This is a genomic window from Fodinicola acaciae (assembly GCF_010993745.1).
Lineage (GTDB): Bacteria > Actinomycetota > Actinomycetes > Mycobacteriales > HKI-0501 > Fodinicola > Fodinicola acaciae.
Map to the genome: position 1 here is coordinate 1238871 of NZ_WOTN01000001.1, position 17185 is coordinate 1256055.

Consider the following 17185-nt stretch of genomic DNA (forward strand, 5'->3'; position numbering starts at 1 on the left):
TCAGAGTTTGCTGACCGTTTTCGTCCGCTTTCGCGGGAACACCGGTCGCCGGCTCGCCGTTGTACGGCGCGAACGAGCGGAAAGCGGAGGGTATGCCGGAGCTTCCTGACCACACGCCAATCGTTTTCGAACCAGCCGATCCGCCAAGGACGGGTCGTGTTGCCTGGTGGGGGCCGCGGGTGCGGTCCGCTGACAAGTTGACCGTTGTCGATCGTGACCTTCAGCGCGTACGGATGCCGGCGATCCGGCTGTCCGTCGCCGAAGCCATCCCACATCTCCTGCGAGCCGCCGACGATCCGGCCGCCGCGTTCTGGTCGGCCGCGACCCGGCTGGCGCTGAAGCTGGTCGCGGCCGGACGGATCCTGCCAGGCGTCACCGCCGGTGGCTACGACGCGTGGCGGGTGGGGCCGCTGACCAGCGCGGACATCGACCTGATCCGCCGGCTCGCGGCCGCCATGCCACCGGAGGCGCGCGCCACACCGACCGCCGGCACGTCGCTGCCAGCGGCGGAAGACCTGCTCCGCGCGTACGTCGACGCGGTGGCCGACACGATGCCACGGTCGCCGGCAGCGCCACTGGCCGCGGGTCAACGCGCGTACGCGGCGACCGAGCCGCTGCGGCTGCCGGAGCTGCACGGTTGGTCGGAGGAGATCTCCGCGACCCTCGACCCGGACGTACGCGTGTCGTTGCGGCTCGAGGCGGCGATGCCGGGGCCGTTCCGCGCGGTGGTGCAGGTCCACAGCGTCACCGATCCGACCTTGGTGGTCGACGCCGCCGAGCTCTGGACAAACGGTGGCCTCGGACCGCGCGCGACCGTCGAAGCGACCGTCGCGCTGCGCCGAGCGGCGCGCGTGTGGCCGCCACTGGAGCGGTTGTTGCAGGTCGCCGTGCCCGACGAGTTCGTGCTCGGCGACGACGAGCTCAGCGAGCTGGCCGGCGGCGCGGCGGCGGCGCTGGCGGAGGCCGGTGTCGACGTGCACTGGCCGCGTGAGCTGGTGCGGGAGCTGTCCGCACGTACGATCATCGGCCCCTCCGAGGACGCGCCGAGCGACCTGGCCGGCTTCCTCGGAGGCGACGAGCTGCTCACCTTCCGCTGGCAGCTGGCCGCCGGCGGCGACCCTCTGACCGAGGCGGAGCTGGACCAGCTCGCCGAGGCGCAGCGGCCGGTCGTACGGCTGCGCGACCGCTGGATGCTGGTCAGTCCCGACCTGATCCGCAAGGCGCGCGAACGCGATCTCAAGCCGCTGAGCGCGCTGGATGCACTCGGCGCCGCCCTGGGCGGCTCGACCGACATCGACGGCGAGCACGTCGACGTCGTCACGACCGGTTGGCTGGAGGCGCTGCGCCGGCGGATCGCCGATCCGGACAGTGGTGCGGACCTGGTCGACGCGCCGGCCGGGCTGGCCGCCAACCTGCGCGACTACCAGCTGCGCGGCCTTCGCTGGCTGGCCAGGATGACGTCACTCGGCCTCGGCGCCTGCCTGGCCGACGACATGGGTCTGGGCAAGACGATCACGCTGATCGCCTTGCATCTGCACCGGCAGACGGGCCCGACGCTGGTTGTGTGTCCGGCCTCGCTGCTGGGCAACTGGCAGCGCGAGATCGCGCGGTTCGCGCCAGGTGTGGCCGTACGCCGGTTCCACGGCACAGAGCGAGCACTGGACGACAACGGCTTCGTCCTCACGACGTACGGAACCATGCGGCGCGACACCGCCACGCTGGCTGGCCACCGCTGGGGGATGGTCGTGGCCGACGAGGCACAGCACGTCAAGAATCCGTCGTCGCAGACGGCGAAAGCGCTGCGTACGATCCGCCACGGCGCGCGCGTGGCGCTGACCGGCACGCCGGTGGAGAACAACCTCTCCGAGCTGTGGGCCATCCTGGACTGGACGACGCCTGGCCTGCTCGGTTCGCTCGGCGCGTTCCGGTCGCGCTGGGCCAGCGCGATCGAGTCCGGCGAGGATCCGGTCGCCGCCCAACGCTTCGCCAGGCTCGTACGACCTTTCCTGCTGCGCCGCAAGAAATCCGACCCCGGCATCGCGCCGGAACTACCGGCCAAGACCGAGACCGACCGGCCGGTGCCACTCAGCCGCGAACAGATCACCCTGTACGAGGCGGTCGTACGCGAGTCGATGGCGCAGATCCGAGCGAGCAGCGCGATCGCTCGGCGCGGCCTGATCCTCAAGCTGCTGACCGGCCTCAAGCAGATCTGCAACCATCCGGCGCAGTATTTACGCGAGGACGATCCCGTCCTCGCCGGCAGGTCCGGAAAACTCGAGCTGCTCGACGAGCTGGTCGACACCATCACCGCCGGCGACGGCGCGATGCTCGTCTTCACGCAGTACGTGGCGATGGCTCGGCTCCTCGACCGGCACCTGACCGATCGCGGCCTGTCGCCGCTGCTGCTGCACGGCGGCACACCGGTCGCACAACGCGACGAGATGGTGCGCCGGTTCCAGGCCGGCGAGGCGCCGGTTTTCCTGCTGTCGCTGAAAGCCGCCGGCACCGGACTCAACCTCACGCGCGCCGACCACGTCGTACATTACGACCGCTGGTGGAATCCGGCCGTCGAGGAACAGGCGACCGACCGTGCGTACCGGATCGGCCAGACCAAGCCGGTCCAGGTCCACCGGCTGATCGCCGAAGGAACCGTGGAGGACCGGATTTCGGCTCTGTTGCAGAGCAAACGCCAGCTCGCCGACGCCGTGTTGTCGTCTGGTGAGACCGCGTTGACCGAGCTGTCCGACCGCGAGCTGGCCGACCTGGTCGAGCTGAGGGGGAGCCGATGAACGCACGTGGATTCGCCGCCTTCCCCCCGGGTCCGCAGCGCAGCGCGCGTACGTGGTGGGGGAAGGCCTGGGTCAAGGCGATGGAGGACACCTCGCTGGACGCCGGCCAGCTGCGCCGTGGCCGCCGCTATGCCAACCGCGGCATGGTCGGATCCATCACGGTCAGTCCCGGCCGGATCTCCGCGGACGTACACGACGAGGCCGAGGCCGCGACCTACCGGACGGTGGTCTTCGTCGGCCAGCTGACCGTCGCCGACTGGGACCGGATCGCCGAGCAGATCGCCGCCAAGGCCGGCCACATCGCCGCGCTGATGGACCGCGAGATGCCGCGCGAGCTGGTCGAGACGGCCGCTGACGCGGAGGTGCCGCTGCTGCCGGAGATCGGCGACCTCGAACCCGAGTGCGAGTGCCCGTCCTGGGAACTGCCGTGCAAGCACGCGGCCGCGCTCTGCTATCAGGTCTCCTGGCTGGTCGACGAGGATCCGTTCCTGTTGCTGCTGATGCGCGGCCGCGACAGCGCCGACCTGCTGGACGACCTGCGCGCGCGTACGACACCCACAGAGCCGGATGGCGGCACGCCAGCGGCGCAGGCCTACGCGAAGGACATCTCACCGCTGCCACGCATCGACGTGGTGCTGCCAGGCAGCGCGATCGCCGACGTGCCGGACGGGCCCGGTGTCGAGGCCGACGCGCTGCGGCTGCTGGTGGCGGACGCGGCCGCGCGCGCCAAGATGTTGTTGGCCGGCGTCGAAACACCGTGCGACGAGTGGAGCGACAGCGTACGGCTTGCCGCGACGCACCAGCTGTCCGACCGGCTGCGCGACAGGTCCAGCCGGCCGGCCGACTTCGACCGGTCCGTACGTGCGTGGCAGCAGGCCGGAGCCACCGGCCTCGCCGTGCTGGACGAGCCATGGGAGGCGCCGGTCTCGGTGCTGGCGAAGGCGACCGCGGCGATCGCGGCGGCCTGGGACGGCGAGGACCTCGGACAGTCCACTGTGGACGGCAACCGGTGGACCTGGCCGGAGCGCGGCTGGCAGTTGCGCTATGGCCGCGACTCGCGCTGGCACCCGTACCGGCTCGAGTCCGGCCAGTGGTGGCCGGCCGGAGCCGCCGCGGCCGATCCGGTGACCGCGCTCGGCGAGCTGAGCTGACGACCGCGCGGAGGTCAGCCGGCGTACGACCAGCCGTGCCAGGCGTCGACCCGCGCCACGATGTACGGCCCGGCGGGTGGCGTCCGCGCGTACTGCGGATACTTGGCGGCCAGCAGCTCGACGGCCTCGGCGGACGAGTCGGTGACGGTGGCGGTGCAGTCGGCGCGCGACCACCACAGTCGCTCCCAGTCGTCGTCGTACACGTCGGCGAGGAAGCAGACGGACGGATTGGCCTCGATGTGCTCAAGCCGGCGCAGCCGGCGCGTCGACTTCGGCTTGTGGTCGACGGCGACGTAGACGACGTCGGCCATGTCGTCGGGGGACACCGCGAAGGTCACCGGCACGAGCAGCGGCCGGTCGCCGGCCGCGGTCGCCATCCGCGCCACCCGCGCCGCCGCGAACCGCCGCCGAGACTCCTCCGAGGTCAGCCGCACGCGCCAACGGTAGCCAGCTAGGCTGGACACGTGGTCGGCAACTCGGTCTTCACCGTGCCCAACCTGCTCAGTTTCATCCGGTTGCTCGGCGTCCCCGTCTTTCTCTACCTGGTGCTGGTCCCCGAGGACCACCGGGTCACGGATCTGATCGCGATCGCGGTGCTGGTGGGTAGTGGCATCTCGGACTATCTCGACGGCTTCCTGGCCCGCCGGTGGAACCAGGTGAGCCGGCTCGGCCAGCTGCTCGACCCGTCCGCCGACGCGCTCTACATGATCTCCACGCTGTACGCGCTGGCCATGCGGGAGATCATCCCGTGGTGGTTCGCGATCGCGCTGATCGCGCGCGAGGTGTTCATGTTCGCGCTGCTGCCGGTGCTGCGCTATCACGGCTACGGCCCGCTGCCGGTGCACTGGCTCGGCAAGGCCGCCACCTTCGTGCTGATGTACGGCTTCCCGCTGCTGCTGCTGTCGGTGCAGCCGGGCGTGGCCGGCCGGATCGCCGGACCGATCGCGTGGGCCTTCGCGATCTGGGGTGCGTGCCTGTTCTACTGGGCCGCCGGCCTCTATGCCGTACAGGCGGCGACGGTGATCCGGGAGGCTCGCTGCGCGGCCCGGAAGCAGGTGAGCGGATGACTCGACCGGCGAGGAAGACCGGCCGGTGGTCTCGCGAGCTGTTCTCGCCAGGTGCGGCGATGCTCACGGACCTGCTCAACAACCACCTCGACGGCGGCTACTCGGCGGCGGCCCGACGCCGCGCCGAGACCGGGCCACCGACCAAGGCCGAGCAGACCCGGCACCGGGTCGCCAGCGCGGTGGCCGCGGTCGTGGTCGGACTCGTGCTGGTCACCGCGTACAACGAGACGGTCGCCAACGCACCACAGGCAGCGCGTACGCGGCAGGTGCTGCTGACCGACATCCGGCAGGGCAACGCCGGCGCGCAGGCACTGGACCGGCAGGCGCAGGCGCTGCGTGAGCAGATCAGTGCCGGCCGCAGCTCGCGGCGCACCAACGACACCGAAGGCAGCCAGCTGGCCAGCCAACTCAAGCAGCTGGAGGCGGGCACCGGCCTCGGCGCGGTGAGCGGCCCCGGCGTCGTGGTGACGGTGACCGACGGCGACCAGACGCGAGACACCACCAACAACCTGTGGCGCGTGCAGGACACCGATCTCCAGGGCGTGGTCAACGCGTTGTGGTCGATCGGAGCCGAGGCCGTCGCGGTCGACGGCCAGCGGCTCTCGCCGGTCTCGACCATCCGCGCCGCCGGCGGGGCGATCCTGGTCGATCTGGAGCCGGTGAGCAGTCCGTACGAGGTGACCGCGATCGGCGACCCGAAGCTCCTGCCGCAGGGCTTCAACCGGTCCGCGGCGGCCGTGCAGCTGCGGTCGTACAACCGGCAGTACGGCATCACGCTGAAGGTGGCGGCGGCCGACAGCCTCAACCTGCCGGCGGCGATGTCGCCGAACCTGCGATACGCCCAGCCCGTAGGCTCCCCGCCAGGAGGTAAGTGACCGGTGATCGCCGCCATTGGGCTCATAGTCGGCATCGTGCTCGGCGTGCTGCTGCACCCGTCGGTGCCGGCGCCGCTGCAGCCGTATCTGCCGATCGCGGTGGTGGCCGCGCTGGACGCGGTCTTCGGCGGCATCCGCGCGCGCCTGGACGGCATCTTCGACGACAAGGTGTTCGTCGTCTCGTTCGTGTCCAACGTGCTGGTCGCCGCGGTCATCGTCTATCTCGGCGACAAGCTCGGGGTCGGCGGCCAGCTGTCCACCGGTGTGGTGGTCGTCCTCGGCATCCGGATCTTCGGCAACGCCGCGGCCATCCGGCGGCACCTGTTCCGAGCGTGAGCCGATGAGCGACCAGCACCGCGACGGTGACCGCGACCGTGACAAGGAACCGACCACCGGCTTCAGCTGGCCGCTGAACGCCGATCCGGACAAGACCGAGCGGATCGACCTGCCGCGCGCCATCGAGATCACCTCGAGCACGTCACCGGCGGCGGCACCGGACACCAGCGCCGACAGTGACCGTACGGAACGGATCGCGCTGCCAGTCGACCTGGTGAAGAGCGACCACGGTCCCTCCGGTGCACACGAGAAGGCCCGCGACGGCAGTACCGCGTCAACTGCCGCGTCAACTGCCGCGTCAACTGCCGCGTCAACTGCCGCGTCAACTGCCGCACCAACAGCCGCACCGACGGACGAGCCGACAGAGCTGCTGGCCGCTCCACAGCGCGCCGGCGCGCCTCAGCCAGTGCTCAGCCGGCTGCGCCGATCGCGTGCCGGCGCGGTCATCGGCGTCCTGGCCGCGCTCCTCGGCTTCGGCATCGTCGTGCAGGCCCGGAGCACCGACAGCAGCGGCACGCAGGTCTCTTCGCGCGAGGAGGATCTGGTCCGCATCCTGGACGACCTCGACTCGCGGCAGAACCGGCTGCGCGCCGAGATCGCCAACCTGCAGGCCACCCGCCAGCAGCTCAACTCCGGCAACGCCGGCAGCGACGCGGCGCTGGCCGAGTCGCGGCGCCGGCTGCGCAACCTCGGCCTGCTCGCCGGGACGGTGCCGGCCACCGGCCCCGGTCTGCAGATCACCATCACCGACAGCAAGGGCGCGTTGACCGCGGACGTGGTCCTGGACGCGATCGAGGAACTTCGCGGCGCGGGCGCGGAGGCCATCCAGCTGAACGACGCGGCCGGTGGCAAGGCCAGGATCGTGGTGTCGTCGTACTTCCTGGACGGCCAAGGCGGCATCAACGTCGACGGACACACGCTGAAGTCGCCGTACACGGTGCTGGCCATCGGCGATCCGTCGACGCTGCAGACCGCGTTGAAGATCCCCGGTGGGGTGGTCGACACGGTGGGCCAGCAGGGTGCGAAGATCGACATCCAGCAGCGAGACACCGTCAGCGTGTCCGCGTTGCGGGCCCCGACGACCCCTCAGTACGCTCGCCCGACGTCTTGACCCGGTGCGGCGGAACTCGGCCGCCGCGGGTGACGTTGCAACGGAGGCACCCCGCACGACCGGTGCCTGATCACGACAGGGGGAGCGGTGGCCACGTCCGACACGCCGGACCAGTTGCGCTACACGTCCGAGCACGAGTGGGTCGACGCCGGCGGCGACTGGAAGATCGGCATCACGGCATACGCGCAGGACTCGCTCGGCGACATCGTCTTCGTCCAGTTGCCGGAGGTCGGTGCCACCGTCGAGGCCGGCGACCCGATCGGTGAGATCGAGTCGACCAAGAGCGTCTCGGAGCTCTACGCGCCGGTCTCGGGCACGGTCGCGGCGCGTAACGACGCGCTCGAGGAGCAGCCGGAGCTGGTCAACTCCGACCCGTACGGACAGGGCTGGATCCTGCAGATCACCCCGTCCGACCCAGGCGCGGCGGACAACCTGCTGGACGCCGCGGCGTACCAGGCGCTGATCGCCGGTTGAGGACCTGCGTTGACCCTGCTTTTGGCCGCTGGCTACGCTCGGTGCCGGCCTGCGTCGCGTCTGGCGCCGACGACCGGCCGGCGGGGTGACGCGATGGAAACTTCGCATCGCGGATGTGAAAACGTACTGATGACAGCAGCGAGAAGAGGAGCCCGGTGACCGTGACGGCGATCGTGGCAAGCAACCAGAAGGGCCTGGTGACCCGATGAACGATCGTGCCGAGCGCGACCTGTCCTCGACCCAGATTTTCAGCGCCATCGGCGCCGAGCCGGAGACCGAGGAGAACACCCAGGACCTGGGAGCCCGGCTGGCCGAGCAGGTGCCGCCAGGCGCCGCTCTGCTGGTCGTCCGCCGCGGTCCCAACGCCGGCAGCCGGTTCCTGTTGGACACCGACGTGACCACCGCCGGCCGGCACCCGGAGAGCGACATCTTCCTCGACGACGTGACGGTGTCCCGCCGGCACGCCGAGTTCCGCCGCGAGCAGGGCACCTTCAGCGTTCGCGACGTTGGCAGCCTGAACGGCACGTACGTGAACCGTGAGCGCGTGGAGCAGGCCACCTTGGCCAACTCCGACGAGGTGCAGATCGGCAAGTTCCGGCTGATCTTCCTGCTGGGGCCGGCGACGGGGGGAGCCGGGTCGTGACGGCCCGACCCGGTGCGGCCGCCGCTTCGGCAGGCGGCTCCCGGGCGTCGATGAGCATCGGCGAGGTGCTGGAGCGGCTGCGGTCGGAGTTTCCCGACATCACCATCTCCAAGCTGCGCTACCTGGAGGCCGAGGGGCTGGTGGAGCCGGAGCGGACCGCGGCCGGCTACCGGAAGTACACGCACGCGGACGTCGCACGGCTGAAGTACGTGCTGCTCGCGCAGCGCGACCACTACCTGCCGCTGAAGGTGATCCGCGAGCAACTGGACGCACTGGATCGCGGTGAGAAGCCGGCCGGGCCGGGACCGGGCACGCCAGTGTTGCGCGTACCGCGCGCGCTGTCGCCGGTCGAGCTGGCCGACGCCGAGCCGCGGCAGCGTTTCCAGGGTGAGCCGAGGGACGCGCCGTGGTCGGCCGCGCCGGGGGAGCTGAGGATGTCGCGAGGCGAGCTGGTCGAGGCGGCCGGACTGTCCGAGGAGCTGTTGAAGGAGCTGGAGGGCTACGGCCTGATCGCGTCCCGCAACGGCTATTACGACGACGACATGCTGATGATCGCGCGTACGATCGTGGAGATGACCGGCTACGGCCTGGAGCCGCGCCATCTGCGCGCGTTCGCCACCTCCGCGCAACGCGAGGTGGGGCTTTTCGAGCAGGTCGTCGGTCCAGTCGGTCAGCAACGCGGTCCGCAGGCCAAGGGCCGCGCCGAGGAGACACTGCGCGAGCTGGCCGCGCTGTCCATCCGGCTGCACGCGGCGTTGGTCCAGACGCAGCTGAGATCCACTTTCGGCGCTTGAAAATCGCACTCGCGCACCGGTCGTTACAGTGCTCAATACAGTGCCCATTACAGTGCGCATCGCGGCGTCGGACGAGTAGTGTCGACAATGCGAGCGCGGGATCGAACACGTCAGACGGAGGCGACTGGTGAACGAGTTGCACGTAGTCGGCGTGCGAGTCGAACTTCCCAACAACACACCCATCCTGCTGCTCAAGGAGACCAGCGGCGAGCGTTATCTGCCGATCTGGATCGGCGCGGTGGAGGCCACCGCGATCGCCTTCGAGCAGCAGGGCGTGAAGCTGTCCAGGCCGCTCACCCATGACCTGCTGCGCGACGTGCTGGTCGCGCTCGACTCGCCGCTGCAGCGGGTGGAGATCACCGAGGTCAAGGAGAACATCTTCTACGCCGACCTGGTGCTCCGCGACGACATCCGGGTCAGCGCGCGGCCGTCGGACGCGATCGCGTTGGCGCTGCGGGTGAGTGCGCCGATTTCCTGCGCCGCCGAGGTGCTCGACTCGGCCGGGATCATCATCCCGGACGAGCAGGAGGACGAGGTGGAGAAGTTCCGCGAGTTCCTGGACAACATCTCGCCGGACGACTTCGCCGGCTCCTGACGGTAAACCGTGCATTTCGGACAAGATTCTGCAGCGTCAGGGTGAAGTTGAGGTCGAGAGTTCGACACGCCGAGGCGCTGCGTTGACCCGGCGTGTCCCGCCTCATACGGTCAGGGGGTCGGAACGCGGAGGCGTTCCGGACGGCGAGCGCCGGGGTTCGGCTGGCGCTACGGTCCGGTCTTAGGCACGGTCCCACAGCGGAGGTCGTCAGTGGACGAGCACGGCAGCACCGGCGGAGCAGACCGGCCGTCAGACGTACGCCCTGACCGGACCAGCGCTGGCCCGACTCCGGTCGCCGCCGGCGCGCCGGACGAGAACCAAGGGGTGCTGTTCGTCGCCGAGCCGGAGCGGTCCGACGGTCGGGAGCTGATCGGCTACCGCGGCCCCACCGCCTGCTCGGCCGCGCACATCACCTACCGGCAACTCGACTACTGGGCCCGCACCGGCTTGGTGCAGCCGAGCATCCGGTCCGCCGCCGGCTCCGGCTCGCAGCGGCTCTACAGCTTCCGCGACATCCTCGTCCTGAAGATCGTCAAGCGGCTGCTGGACGCCGGTGTCTCGCTGCAGAACATCCGGCTGGCCGTCGACCAGCTGCGCTCCCGCGGCGTACGCGACCTGGCGCAGATCACGCTGATCTCCGACGGCACCACCGTGTACGAGTGCCGGTCGCCGGAGGAGGTCGTCGACCTCCTGCAAGGCGGTCAGGGTGTCTTCGGCATCGCCGTGTCCGGCGCCTTCCGCGAGGTCGAAGGCGAGCTGGCGCACCTGCCCGGCGAACGCGCCGACGGCGGCGTCGAGGTCGAGCCGGCGGTGCCGGACGAGCTGGCCGCCCGCCGCGCCCGCCGCATCGGCTAGCCTGCGGGTCCGACGACGCAATCGGAATCCGATTGCGTCGTCGGATGTGGCTTGACCCGCGCAAATACTCCGGTCGGTTCCATTCGGACAGCAGATTCGGACATTGCCGGGCTACGGGGTGATGGCGTGGGCGTCGACGTTGGCCCTGACCAAGGCCAAAGCGTCGTCGGTCGGCAGCGGGTCGAGGCGGTGGCCGCCACGCAGCCGGAGTGACGCCTCGTCGTTCGCCGCCTCCTTGGCGCCGACGATCGCCTGGTACGGCACCAGCCGAGCGTCCCGGATACGAGCGCCGAGGCTTCCTCGTTCCGGTGCGGACACCTCAGCGCGCAGCCCCAGGGCAAGGCACCGGCGTACGAGCGCGTCCGCGGCGGCCACTTCGTCGTCGGACAGCGGGATCGCCACCAGCTGCACCGGCGCCAGCCAGGCCGGGAACGCGCCGCCATAGACCTCGATCAGCTGAGCGACGGCTCGTTCGACGCTGCCGATGATGCTGCGGTGCACCATGACCGGCCGGTGTTTGGCACCGTCCGCGCCGACGTACTCCAGCCCGAAGCGCTCCGGCTGGTGAAAGTCGATCTGTACGGTCGACAGGGTCGACTCGCGTCCCGCGCTGTCGACGATCTGTACGTCGATCTTCGGTCCGTAGAAGGCCGCCTCGCCCTCGGCGGCCTCGTAGTCGATGCCGGTGCGGTCGAGCACGTCCAGCAGCATCGCCTCCGCGCGCCGCCACATGTCCGCCCCGGCCACGTACTTGCCGCCGGGCCCTGGCAGCGACAGTCGATAGCGGCTGGCCGCGATCCCCAGGTCGGCGTGCGCGGCGCGGATCATCTGGAGCGCGCCAGCCGCCTCCTCGGCGACCTGGTCGAGGCCGCAGAAGATGTGCGCGTCGTTGAGCTGGATGGAGCGTACGCGAGTGAGCCCGCCGAGCACGCCCGACAGCTCCGAGCGATACATGCCGCCGAGCTCGGCCATCCGCAGCGGCAGCTCGCGATAGCTGTGCGATCGCGAGCGATAGATCAGCGCGTGATGCGGACACAGGCTCGGCCGCAGCACGACCTGCTCGCCGCCCAGATCCATTGGCGGAAACATGTCGTCGCGATAGTGCGACCAGTGGCCGGAGATCTCGTACAGCTCTCTTTTCCCCAGCACTGGCGAATAAACGTGCTGATAGCCGGCACGGCGCTCGGCATCGCGTACGTAGTCCTCCAGCACCTGGCGGATGGTGGCGCCGGCTGGCAGCCAGTACGGCAGGCCGGCGCCGATCAGCGGGTCGGAGTCGAACAGGCCGAGCTCGCGGCCGAGTTTGCGGTGGTCGTACATGGTGGTCTCCTCGTTGACATGAGCGAGTGGCCACGAAAAAACCCCGGGGCACTCGCCCCGGGGCTTGGAAGCTGCATGGATCAGCGCGCCGGGACCTTCTCCGGCGTCGTCGTCACAAAAGCGCGCTGCATGCAACGACCGTAGCACCGCCTGTCACCGCCCTCGAATCGAATATGCAAGTGTGGGCGACTCTTCGCGGCAGAAGTGCCCCACACTTGCACATTCGATTCCAAACCCGCGGTGCTTACGGGGCGCCCGGTGGGGCGAGTGGGCCGCGGTAGGGAAGTGGCTGGCTGTAGACGACGTTGGTCGTGGTGCTGCCAAACTGGGCCAGCTCGTCGACGATCCGCTCCAGGTGCGGCATCGAGGCGGCCGCGACCTTGAGCGAATAGCAGTCGTCGCCGGTCGTACGCAGGCACTCGAGGATCTCGGTGCGCTCGCGCAGCAGTTTGTGCAGTGGCTCGTGCTGGTTGCCAGGATATTTGAGCCGTACGACGGCCAGCACCGTGAAGCCGGCGGCGGCGAGATCGACCTCGGCGCGATAGCCGGTGATGACGCCGGTGTTCTCCAGCCGGCGTACGCGCTCGGTCGTCGCCGACGCGCTCAGGTTGACCCGCTTGCCGAGCTCGGTGAGCGGCATCCGGCCACCGGCCTGCAGCTCGACCAGGATGGCCCAGTCGGTCGCGTCGAGATCCACGGTCATCACGCCAAACTACCGGGAGATCCCCGGCGAGACAGCGCGTACGCCGTGAGGAATCTCTTCCGGATCGTTGTCTGGCGCGGATAGCGTGGAGCCGTGCGACTTGGCGTGAACGTGCCCAACTTCGGTCCGGGGACCGACCCTGGCGTGCTGCGTGCCTGGGGACAGACGGTGGAGGGCCTCGGTTTCGACCTGCTGATGCTCTCCGACCACGTCAGCGTGACATCGGACGTGGCCGCACAATATCCGGCGCCGTTCTACGAGCCGTTCACCACGCTCGCCTGGCTCGCCGGCAGCACGACCGGCATCCAGCTCGGCACGACCGTGCTGGTGCTGCCATATCGGCATCCGCTGCTGACCGCGAGGATGGCGGCCAACCTGCACGACCTCAGCGGCGGCCGGTTCGTGCTCGGGGTCGGTGTCGGCTGGGCCAGGCAGGAATACGCGGCGCTCGGTGTGCCGTTCGAAAATCGCGGCGCGTTGACCGACGAATACCTGCACACGATCACGACGGTGTGGCGCGACGAAGCCGACTACCGCGCCACGCGGATCCCGATCTGGGTCGGCGGCAACAGCGCGGCGGCGATCCGGCGAGCCGTACGGTTTGGTGCCGCGTGGCATCCGCTGCGGTTCCGCCTCGACTGGTTTGCCGAGCAGGTCGGCAAGCTCGACGGTGTGCCGCTCGCGCCACGGATCGCGTTGCGGCTGACCGACAAACCACTCGACGACCGGCTCGCCGGCGAAGGCACGATCGACCAGGTCGTCGGCGATCTGCAGCGGCTGCGAGAGCTCGGCGCGCGGGCCGTCGTGCTCGATCCGTTCTGCGGCGATCCGGACGAGACCCGGCGGCCGGAGGTCGCCTGGCGCGCGCTCGCGACCGTAGGAGCCGCATTCATCGAAGGAGACAACTGATGGCGTTGACGGCTGACGACGAGACCTTTCTGCGGCGTGCGATCGAGCTGGCGGTGAAGGCGCGCGAAGGCGGCGATCCGCCGTTCGCGTCGCTGCTGGTCGGGCCGGACGGGCAGGTGCTGGCCGAGGAGCACAACACGACGATTCGCGACGCCGACATTTCGCAGCATCCGGAGCAAAAGCTGGCCAGGTACGCGGCGCGTGAGCTGGATCCGGCCACCGCGGCGAAGACCACGATGTACACGAGCTGCCAGCCATGCCAGATGTGCACGGGCGCCATCGAGCGGTCCGGCCTCGGGCGGGTGGTGTTCGCACTGTCCACCGAGCAGCTCAACAGCCTGCGCTCACCGGTCGCGCCGCCGGCGATCCAGTACGACGGACCGGCGTTGTTCGACCTGGCGCGGGTGCCGGTCGAGGGCTACTACCCGTGAATGTGACGTGGGTGTGGCGAGAAGGCGTACGGCCGGTGCCGCTGGTAGCGTGAGCGGTGTTGCCGACCCCGCACGGGAGAGTCCTCGAGCAGCCAGTTCGAGGCGCCGAAGGAGCAATCCTCCCCGGAACCTCTCAGGCCAACGGACCGTACGGGTGAGACACCTCTGGAAAGCAGGCGCCGGTGCGCCTCACCGACGGTGCAAGCCGAAAGGCGAAGCTCTCAGGTCCCAATGACAGAGGGGGAGGTTAGGTACAGGGCCGTCCAACCTCCGGAGTCGACGATGACCGACCGTCCCACGCTCGACGAGCTGACCGCCGGCGTGCCGTTCGCGCGCCGCCACATCGGCCTGACGGCCGCCGATCGACAGAAGATGTTGTCCACGGTCGGCTACGACTCGGTCGACGCGCTGTTGCGGGCCGCCGTGCCGGCGAGCATCTGGCTGGACGAGCCGCTCGACCTGCCGGCCGCCGGCACCGAGGCGTCGGTGACCGCGGAGCTGCGCGCGTACGCCGGCCGCAACAAGCCGATGGCGCAGATGATCGGGCTCGGCTACCACGACACGATCACGCCGCCGGTGATCCGCCGCAACGTGCTGGAAAACCCGTCCTGGTACACCGCCTACACGCCGTACCAGCCGGAGATCAGCCAGGGCCGGCTGGAGGCCCTGCTGACCTACCAGACGATGGTCGAGGACCTGACCGGACTGCCGATCGCGAACGCCAGTCTCCTGGACGAGGCGACCGCCGCCGCCGAGGCGATGACGCTGGCGCGCCGCTCGTCCAAGGCGCCGAAAGACGCGGCTTTCCTTGTCGACTCGGACGTTCTGCCGCAGACGCGCGCGGTGGTCGGCACCCGCGCCGACGGTCTCGGCATCAAGCTGGTCGACGCCGATCTCTCTGCCGGCCTGCCGGACGGCGACTTTTTCGGCGTACTCGTGCAATATCCCGGTGCCTCCGGAGTCGTACGCGACATCACCGACATCGTCACGCAGGCTCACGCGCGGCAGGCGCTCGTGGCGGTGGCCGCCGACCTGCTCGCGCTGACGCTGCTGCGTACGCCTGGCGAGTTCGGCGCGGACATCGCGGTCGGCTCGTCGCAGCGTTTCGGCGTGCCGCTGATGTTCGGTGGTCCGCACGCCGGCTACCTGTCGGTACGCGACGGCCTGCAGCGGATGCTGCCCGGCCGGCTGGTCGGCGTCAGCAAGGACGCCGACGGCGCTCCGGCCTACCGGCTCGCTCTCCAGACGCGTGAGCAGCACATCCGTCGCGAGAAGGCGACCAGCAACATCTGCACGGCCCAGGTGCTGCTGGCCAACATCGCCGCTTTCTACGCCGCCTGGCACGGACCGGAGGGCTTGCGGCTGATCGCGCAGCGCGCACACCGGTACGCCGCCGTGCTCGCCGCCGGCCTGCGCAACGCGGGCTTCCAGATCGAGCACGAGTCGTTCTTCGACACGATTCTGGTGCGTACGCGCGGAAAAGCGGCGCACTACGTCGCCGCGGCGGCGCAGCGCGGCATCAACCTCCGGCAGGCTGGCGACGACCTGGTCGGCATCGCCTGCGACGAGACGACGACCAGCGAGCGGATCGCCGCGGTGTGGTCGGCGTTCGGAGTGTCCGATGTGGACATCGCGGCGCTGGACACGGCGACTGGCGACGGCCTTCCCGAGCCGCTGCTGCGCCAGTCCGACTACCTGCGGCACGAGGTTTTCCACAGCCACCGCTCGGAGACCGCGATGATGCGTTTCCTGCGCGGGCTCGCGGCCAAGGACTACGGCCTGGACCGCGGCATGATCCCGCTCGGCTCCTGCACGATGAAGCTCAACGCGGCGGTCGAGATGGAGCCGGTCAGCTGGCCGGAGTTCGCCGGCATCCATCCGTTGGCGCCGGCCGAGCAGACCGGTGGATACGCGGCTTTGGTGGCAGACCTGGAAACGTGGCTGGCCGAGGCGACCGGCTACGACGCGGTCAGCCTGCAGCCCAACTCCGGCGCGCAGGGTGAGCTGGCCGGCCTGCTCGCCATCCGCGCGTACCACGATGCGAACGGCGATCACCACCGCGACATCTGCCTGATCCCGTCCTCGGCGCACGGCACCAACGCCGCTAGCGCCGTCATGGCCGGCATGAAGGTCGTGGTGGTGAAGTGCGACGACGACGGCAACGTCGACCTGGCGCACCTGCGCGAGACGCTGGACAAGCACCGCGACGACGTGGCGGCGCTGATGATCACATACCCGTCGACACACGGCGTCTACGAGCAGGCCGTGGCCGAGGTGTGCGCGGCGGTGCACGACGCCGGCGGCCAGGTGTACGTCGACGGAGCCAACCTCAACGCGCTGCTCGGGGTCGCCAAGCCGGGTCGCTTCGGCGGTGACGTGTCGCATCTCAACCTGCACAAGACCTTCTGCATCCCGCACGGCGGCGGTGGTCCCGGTGTCGGGCCGGTGGCCGTACGCGCGCACCTCGCCGACTACCTGCCGGGTCGCGGCGCGGTCGGTCCTATCGCCGCGGCGGCCAACGGCTCGGCCGGCATCCTGCCGATCTCGTGGGCCTACCTGCGGCTGATGGGCCCGGACGGGCTGCGCGCGGCGACCGGCAGCGCCGTGCTGGCGGCCAACTACCTGGCACGGCGGCTCTCGGGGCATTTCCCGGTGCTCTACAGCGGCACCGACGGCCTGGTGGCGCACGAGTGCATCCTCGACCTGCGGCCGATCACCAAGGCGACCGGCGTGACCGTGGACGACGTGGCGAAGCGGCTGATCGACTACGGCTTTCACGCGCCGACGATGTCGTTCCCGGTGGCCGGCACGCTGATGGTGGAGCCGACCGAGTCGGAGGACCTGGCCGAGCTGGACCGGTTCGTGGCGGCGATGGTCGCCATCAAGGCCGAGATCGACCGGGTCGGCGCCGGCGAGTGGCCAAAGGACGACAATCCGCTGGTGAACGCGCCGCACACGTCGGCGACGCTGGCCGAGGACTGGTCGCATCCGTACGACCGGCAGTTGGCTGCCTTCCCGGCCGGTGTCCGGCCGGCGACCAAGTACTGGCCGCCGGTGCGGCGGATCGACGGCGCCTACGGCGACCGCAACCTGGTCTGCTCGTGTCCGGCGCCGGAGGCGTTCGAGGACTGA

The 17185-nt window shown here is 70.0% G+C and carries 17 protein-coding genes and 1 riboswitch; of the genes, 14 read left to right on the forward strand and 3 right to left on the reverse strand.

Translation table 11 applies throughout. The features are described from left to right. The first annotated feature begins 197 nt into the window (after window positions 1-197). A complete protein-coding gene (locus tag GNX95_RS05735) occupies window positions 198-2789 on the forward strand; it encodes a DEAD/DEAH box helicase (RefSeq protein WP_246281518.1) in 2592 nt (863 codons plus the stop codon). Further along, the gene (locus GNX95_RS05740) at window positions 2786-3940 is read left to right on the forward strand and encodes an SWIM zinc finger family protein (RefSeq protein WP_163506086.1); all 1155 of its coding nucleotides are present in this window, start codon (window positions 2786-2788) and stop codon (window positions 3938-3940) included. Before GNX95_RS05735 ends, GNX95_RS05740 begins: the two co-directional genes overlap by 4 nt. 14 nt (window positions 3941-3954) lie before the next feature. Here GNX95_RS05740 and GNX95_RS05745 read toward each other — a convergent pair whose 3' ends face one another. Beyond that, complete coding sequence (locus GNX95_RS05745) at window positions 3955-4374, reverse strand: TIGR03668 family PPOX class F420-dependent oxidoreductase (protein ID WP_187369600.1); 420 nt, start codon at window positions 4372-4374, stop codon at window positions 3955-3957. Window positions 4375-4404: 30 nt separating this feature from the next. On the opposite strand from GNX95_RS05745, the gene clsA reads away from it, so the two are divergent. The 9 genes from clsA to GNX95_RS05790 all read left to right on the forward strand — a co-directional run bounded on the left by clsA (window position 4405) and on the right by GNX95_RS05790 (window position 10690). Beyond that, a complete protein-coding gene (clsA, locus tag GNX95_RS05750) occupies window positions 4405-5007 on the forward strand; it encodes a cardiolipin synthase ClsA (RefSeq protein ID WP_163506087.1) in 603 nt (200 codons plus the stop codon). Further along, window positions 5004-5882, forward strand: coding sequence for a DUF881 domain-containing protein (locus GNX95_RS05755; protein ID WP_163506088.1), 879 nt, complete (start codon window positions 5004-5006; stop codon window positions 5880-5882). The genes clsA and GNX95_RS05755 overlap by 4 nt, the downstream gene beginning before the upstream one ends. A 3-nt stretch (window positions 5883-5885) precedes the next feature. Then, window positions 5886-6218 (forward strand): small basic family protein, encoded by a 333-nt coding sequence (locus tag GNX95_RS05760; protein WP_163506089.1) that lies wholly within the window; start codon window positions 5886-5888, stop codon window positions 6216-6218. Window positions 6219-6222: 4 nt separating this feature from the next. Beyond that, a complete protein-coding gene (locus tag GNX95_RS05765; protein WP_163506090.1) occupies window positions 6223-7329 on the forward strand; it encodes a DUF881 domain-containing protein in 1107 nt (368 codons plus the stop codon). A gap of 87 nt (window positions 7330-7416) precedes the next feature. Beyond that, window positions 7417-7803: a glycine cleavage system protein GcvH gene (gene gcvH / locus GNX95_RS05770; protein WP_163506091.1), complete on the forward strand. Its 387-nt coding sequence runs from the start codon at window positions 7417-7419 to the stop codon at window positions 7801-7803. Window positions 7804-8008: 205 nt separating this feature from the next. Beyond that, entirely contained in the window at window positions 8009-8446 is a 438-nt protein-coding gene (gene odhI, locus GNX95_RS05775) for an oxoglutarate dehydrogenase inhibitor Odhl (protein ID WP_163506092.1), read from the forward strand. Window positions 8447-8496: 50 nt separating this feature from the next. Next, window positions 8497-9240: a transcriptional regulator FtsR gene (gene ftsR, locus GNX95_RS05780; protein WP_163507866.1), complete on the forward strand. Its 744-nt coding sequence runs from the start codon at window positions 8497-8499 to the stop codon at window positions 9238-9240. A gap of 127 nt (window positions 9241-9367) precedes the next feature. Then, window positions 9368-9835 carry a bifunctional nuclease family protein gene (locus GNX95_RS05785; RefSeq protein ID WP_163506093.1) on the forward strand — a complete coding sequence of 156 codons (468 nt, stop codon included), beginning with the start codon at window positions 9368-9370 and terminating at the stop codon, window positions 9833-9835. Between the two features lie 324 nt (window positions 9836-10159). Continuing rightward, window positions 10160-10690 carry a MerR family transcriptional regulator gene (locus tag GNX95_RS05790; protein ID WP_163507867.1) on the forward strand — a complete coding sequence of 177 codons (531 nt, stop codon included), beginning with the start codon at window positions 10160-10162 and terminating at the stop codon, window positions 10688-10690. Window positions 10691-10801: 111 nt separating this feature from the next. On the opposite strand, the gene thrS is transcribed toward GNX95_RS05790, so the two are convergent. Beyond that, on the reverse strand, window positions 10802-12157 hold the full coding sequence (gene thrS / locus GNX95_RS05795; RefSeq protein ID WP_343034770.1) for a threonine--tRNA ligase: 1356 nt from the start codon (window positions 12155-12157) through the stop codon (window positions 10802-10804). A 97-nt stretch (window positions 12158-12254) separates the two neighbouring features. Then, window positions 12255-12713, reverse strand: a complete 459-nt coding sequence (locus GNX95_RS05800) for an Lrp/AsnC family transcriptional regulator (RefSeq protein ID WP_163506095.1) — start codon at window positions 12711-12713, stop codon at window positions 12255-12257. Between the two features lie 93 nt (window positions 12714-12806). Here GNX95_RS05800 and GNX95_RS05805 point away from each other — a divergent pair, with 93 nt between their 5' ends. The 3 genes from GNX95_RS05805 to gcvP all read left to right on the forward strand — a co-directional run bounded on the left by GNX95_RS05805 (window position 12807) and on the right by gcvP (window position 17185). After that, window positions 12807-13622 (forward strand): LLM class flavin-dependent oxidoreductase, encoded by an 816-nt coding sequence (locus tag GNX95_RS05805; protein ID WP_163506096.1) that lies wholly within the window; start codon window positions 12807-12809, stop codon window positions 13620-13622. Next, window positions 13622-14053, forward strand: coding sequence for a nucleoside deaminase (locus tag GNX95_RS05810; RefSeq protein ID WP_222853414.1), 432 nt, complete (start codon window positions 13622-13624; stop codon window positions 14051-14053). The genes GNX95_RS05805 and GNX95_RS05810 overlap by 1 nt, the downstream gene beginning before the upstream one ends. 63 nt (window positions 14054-14116) lie before the next feature. Continuing rightward, window positions 14117-14212: riboswitch (glycine riboswitch) on the forward strand. A 123-nt stretch (window positions 14213-14335) separates the two neighbouring features. Next, window positions 14336-17185, forward strand: coding sequence for an aminomethyl-transferring glycine dehydrogenase (gene gcvP / locus GNX95_RS05815; RefSeq protein ID WP_163506097.1), 2850 nt, complete (start codon window positions 14336-14338; stop codon window positions 17183-17185).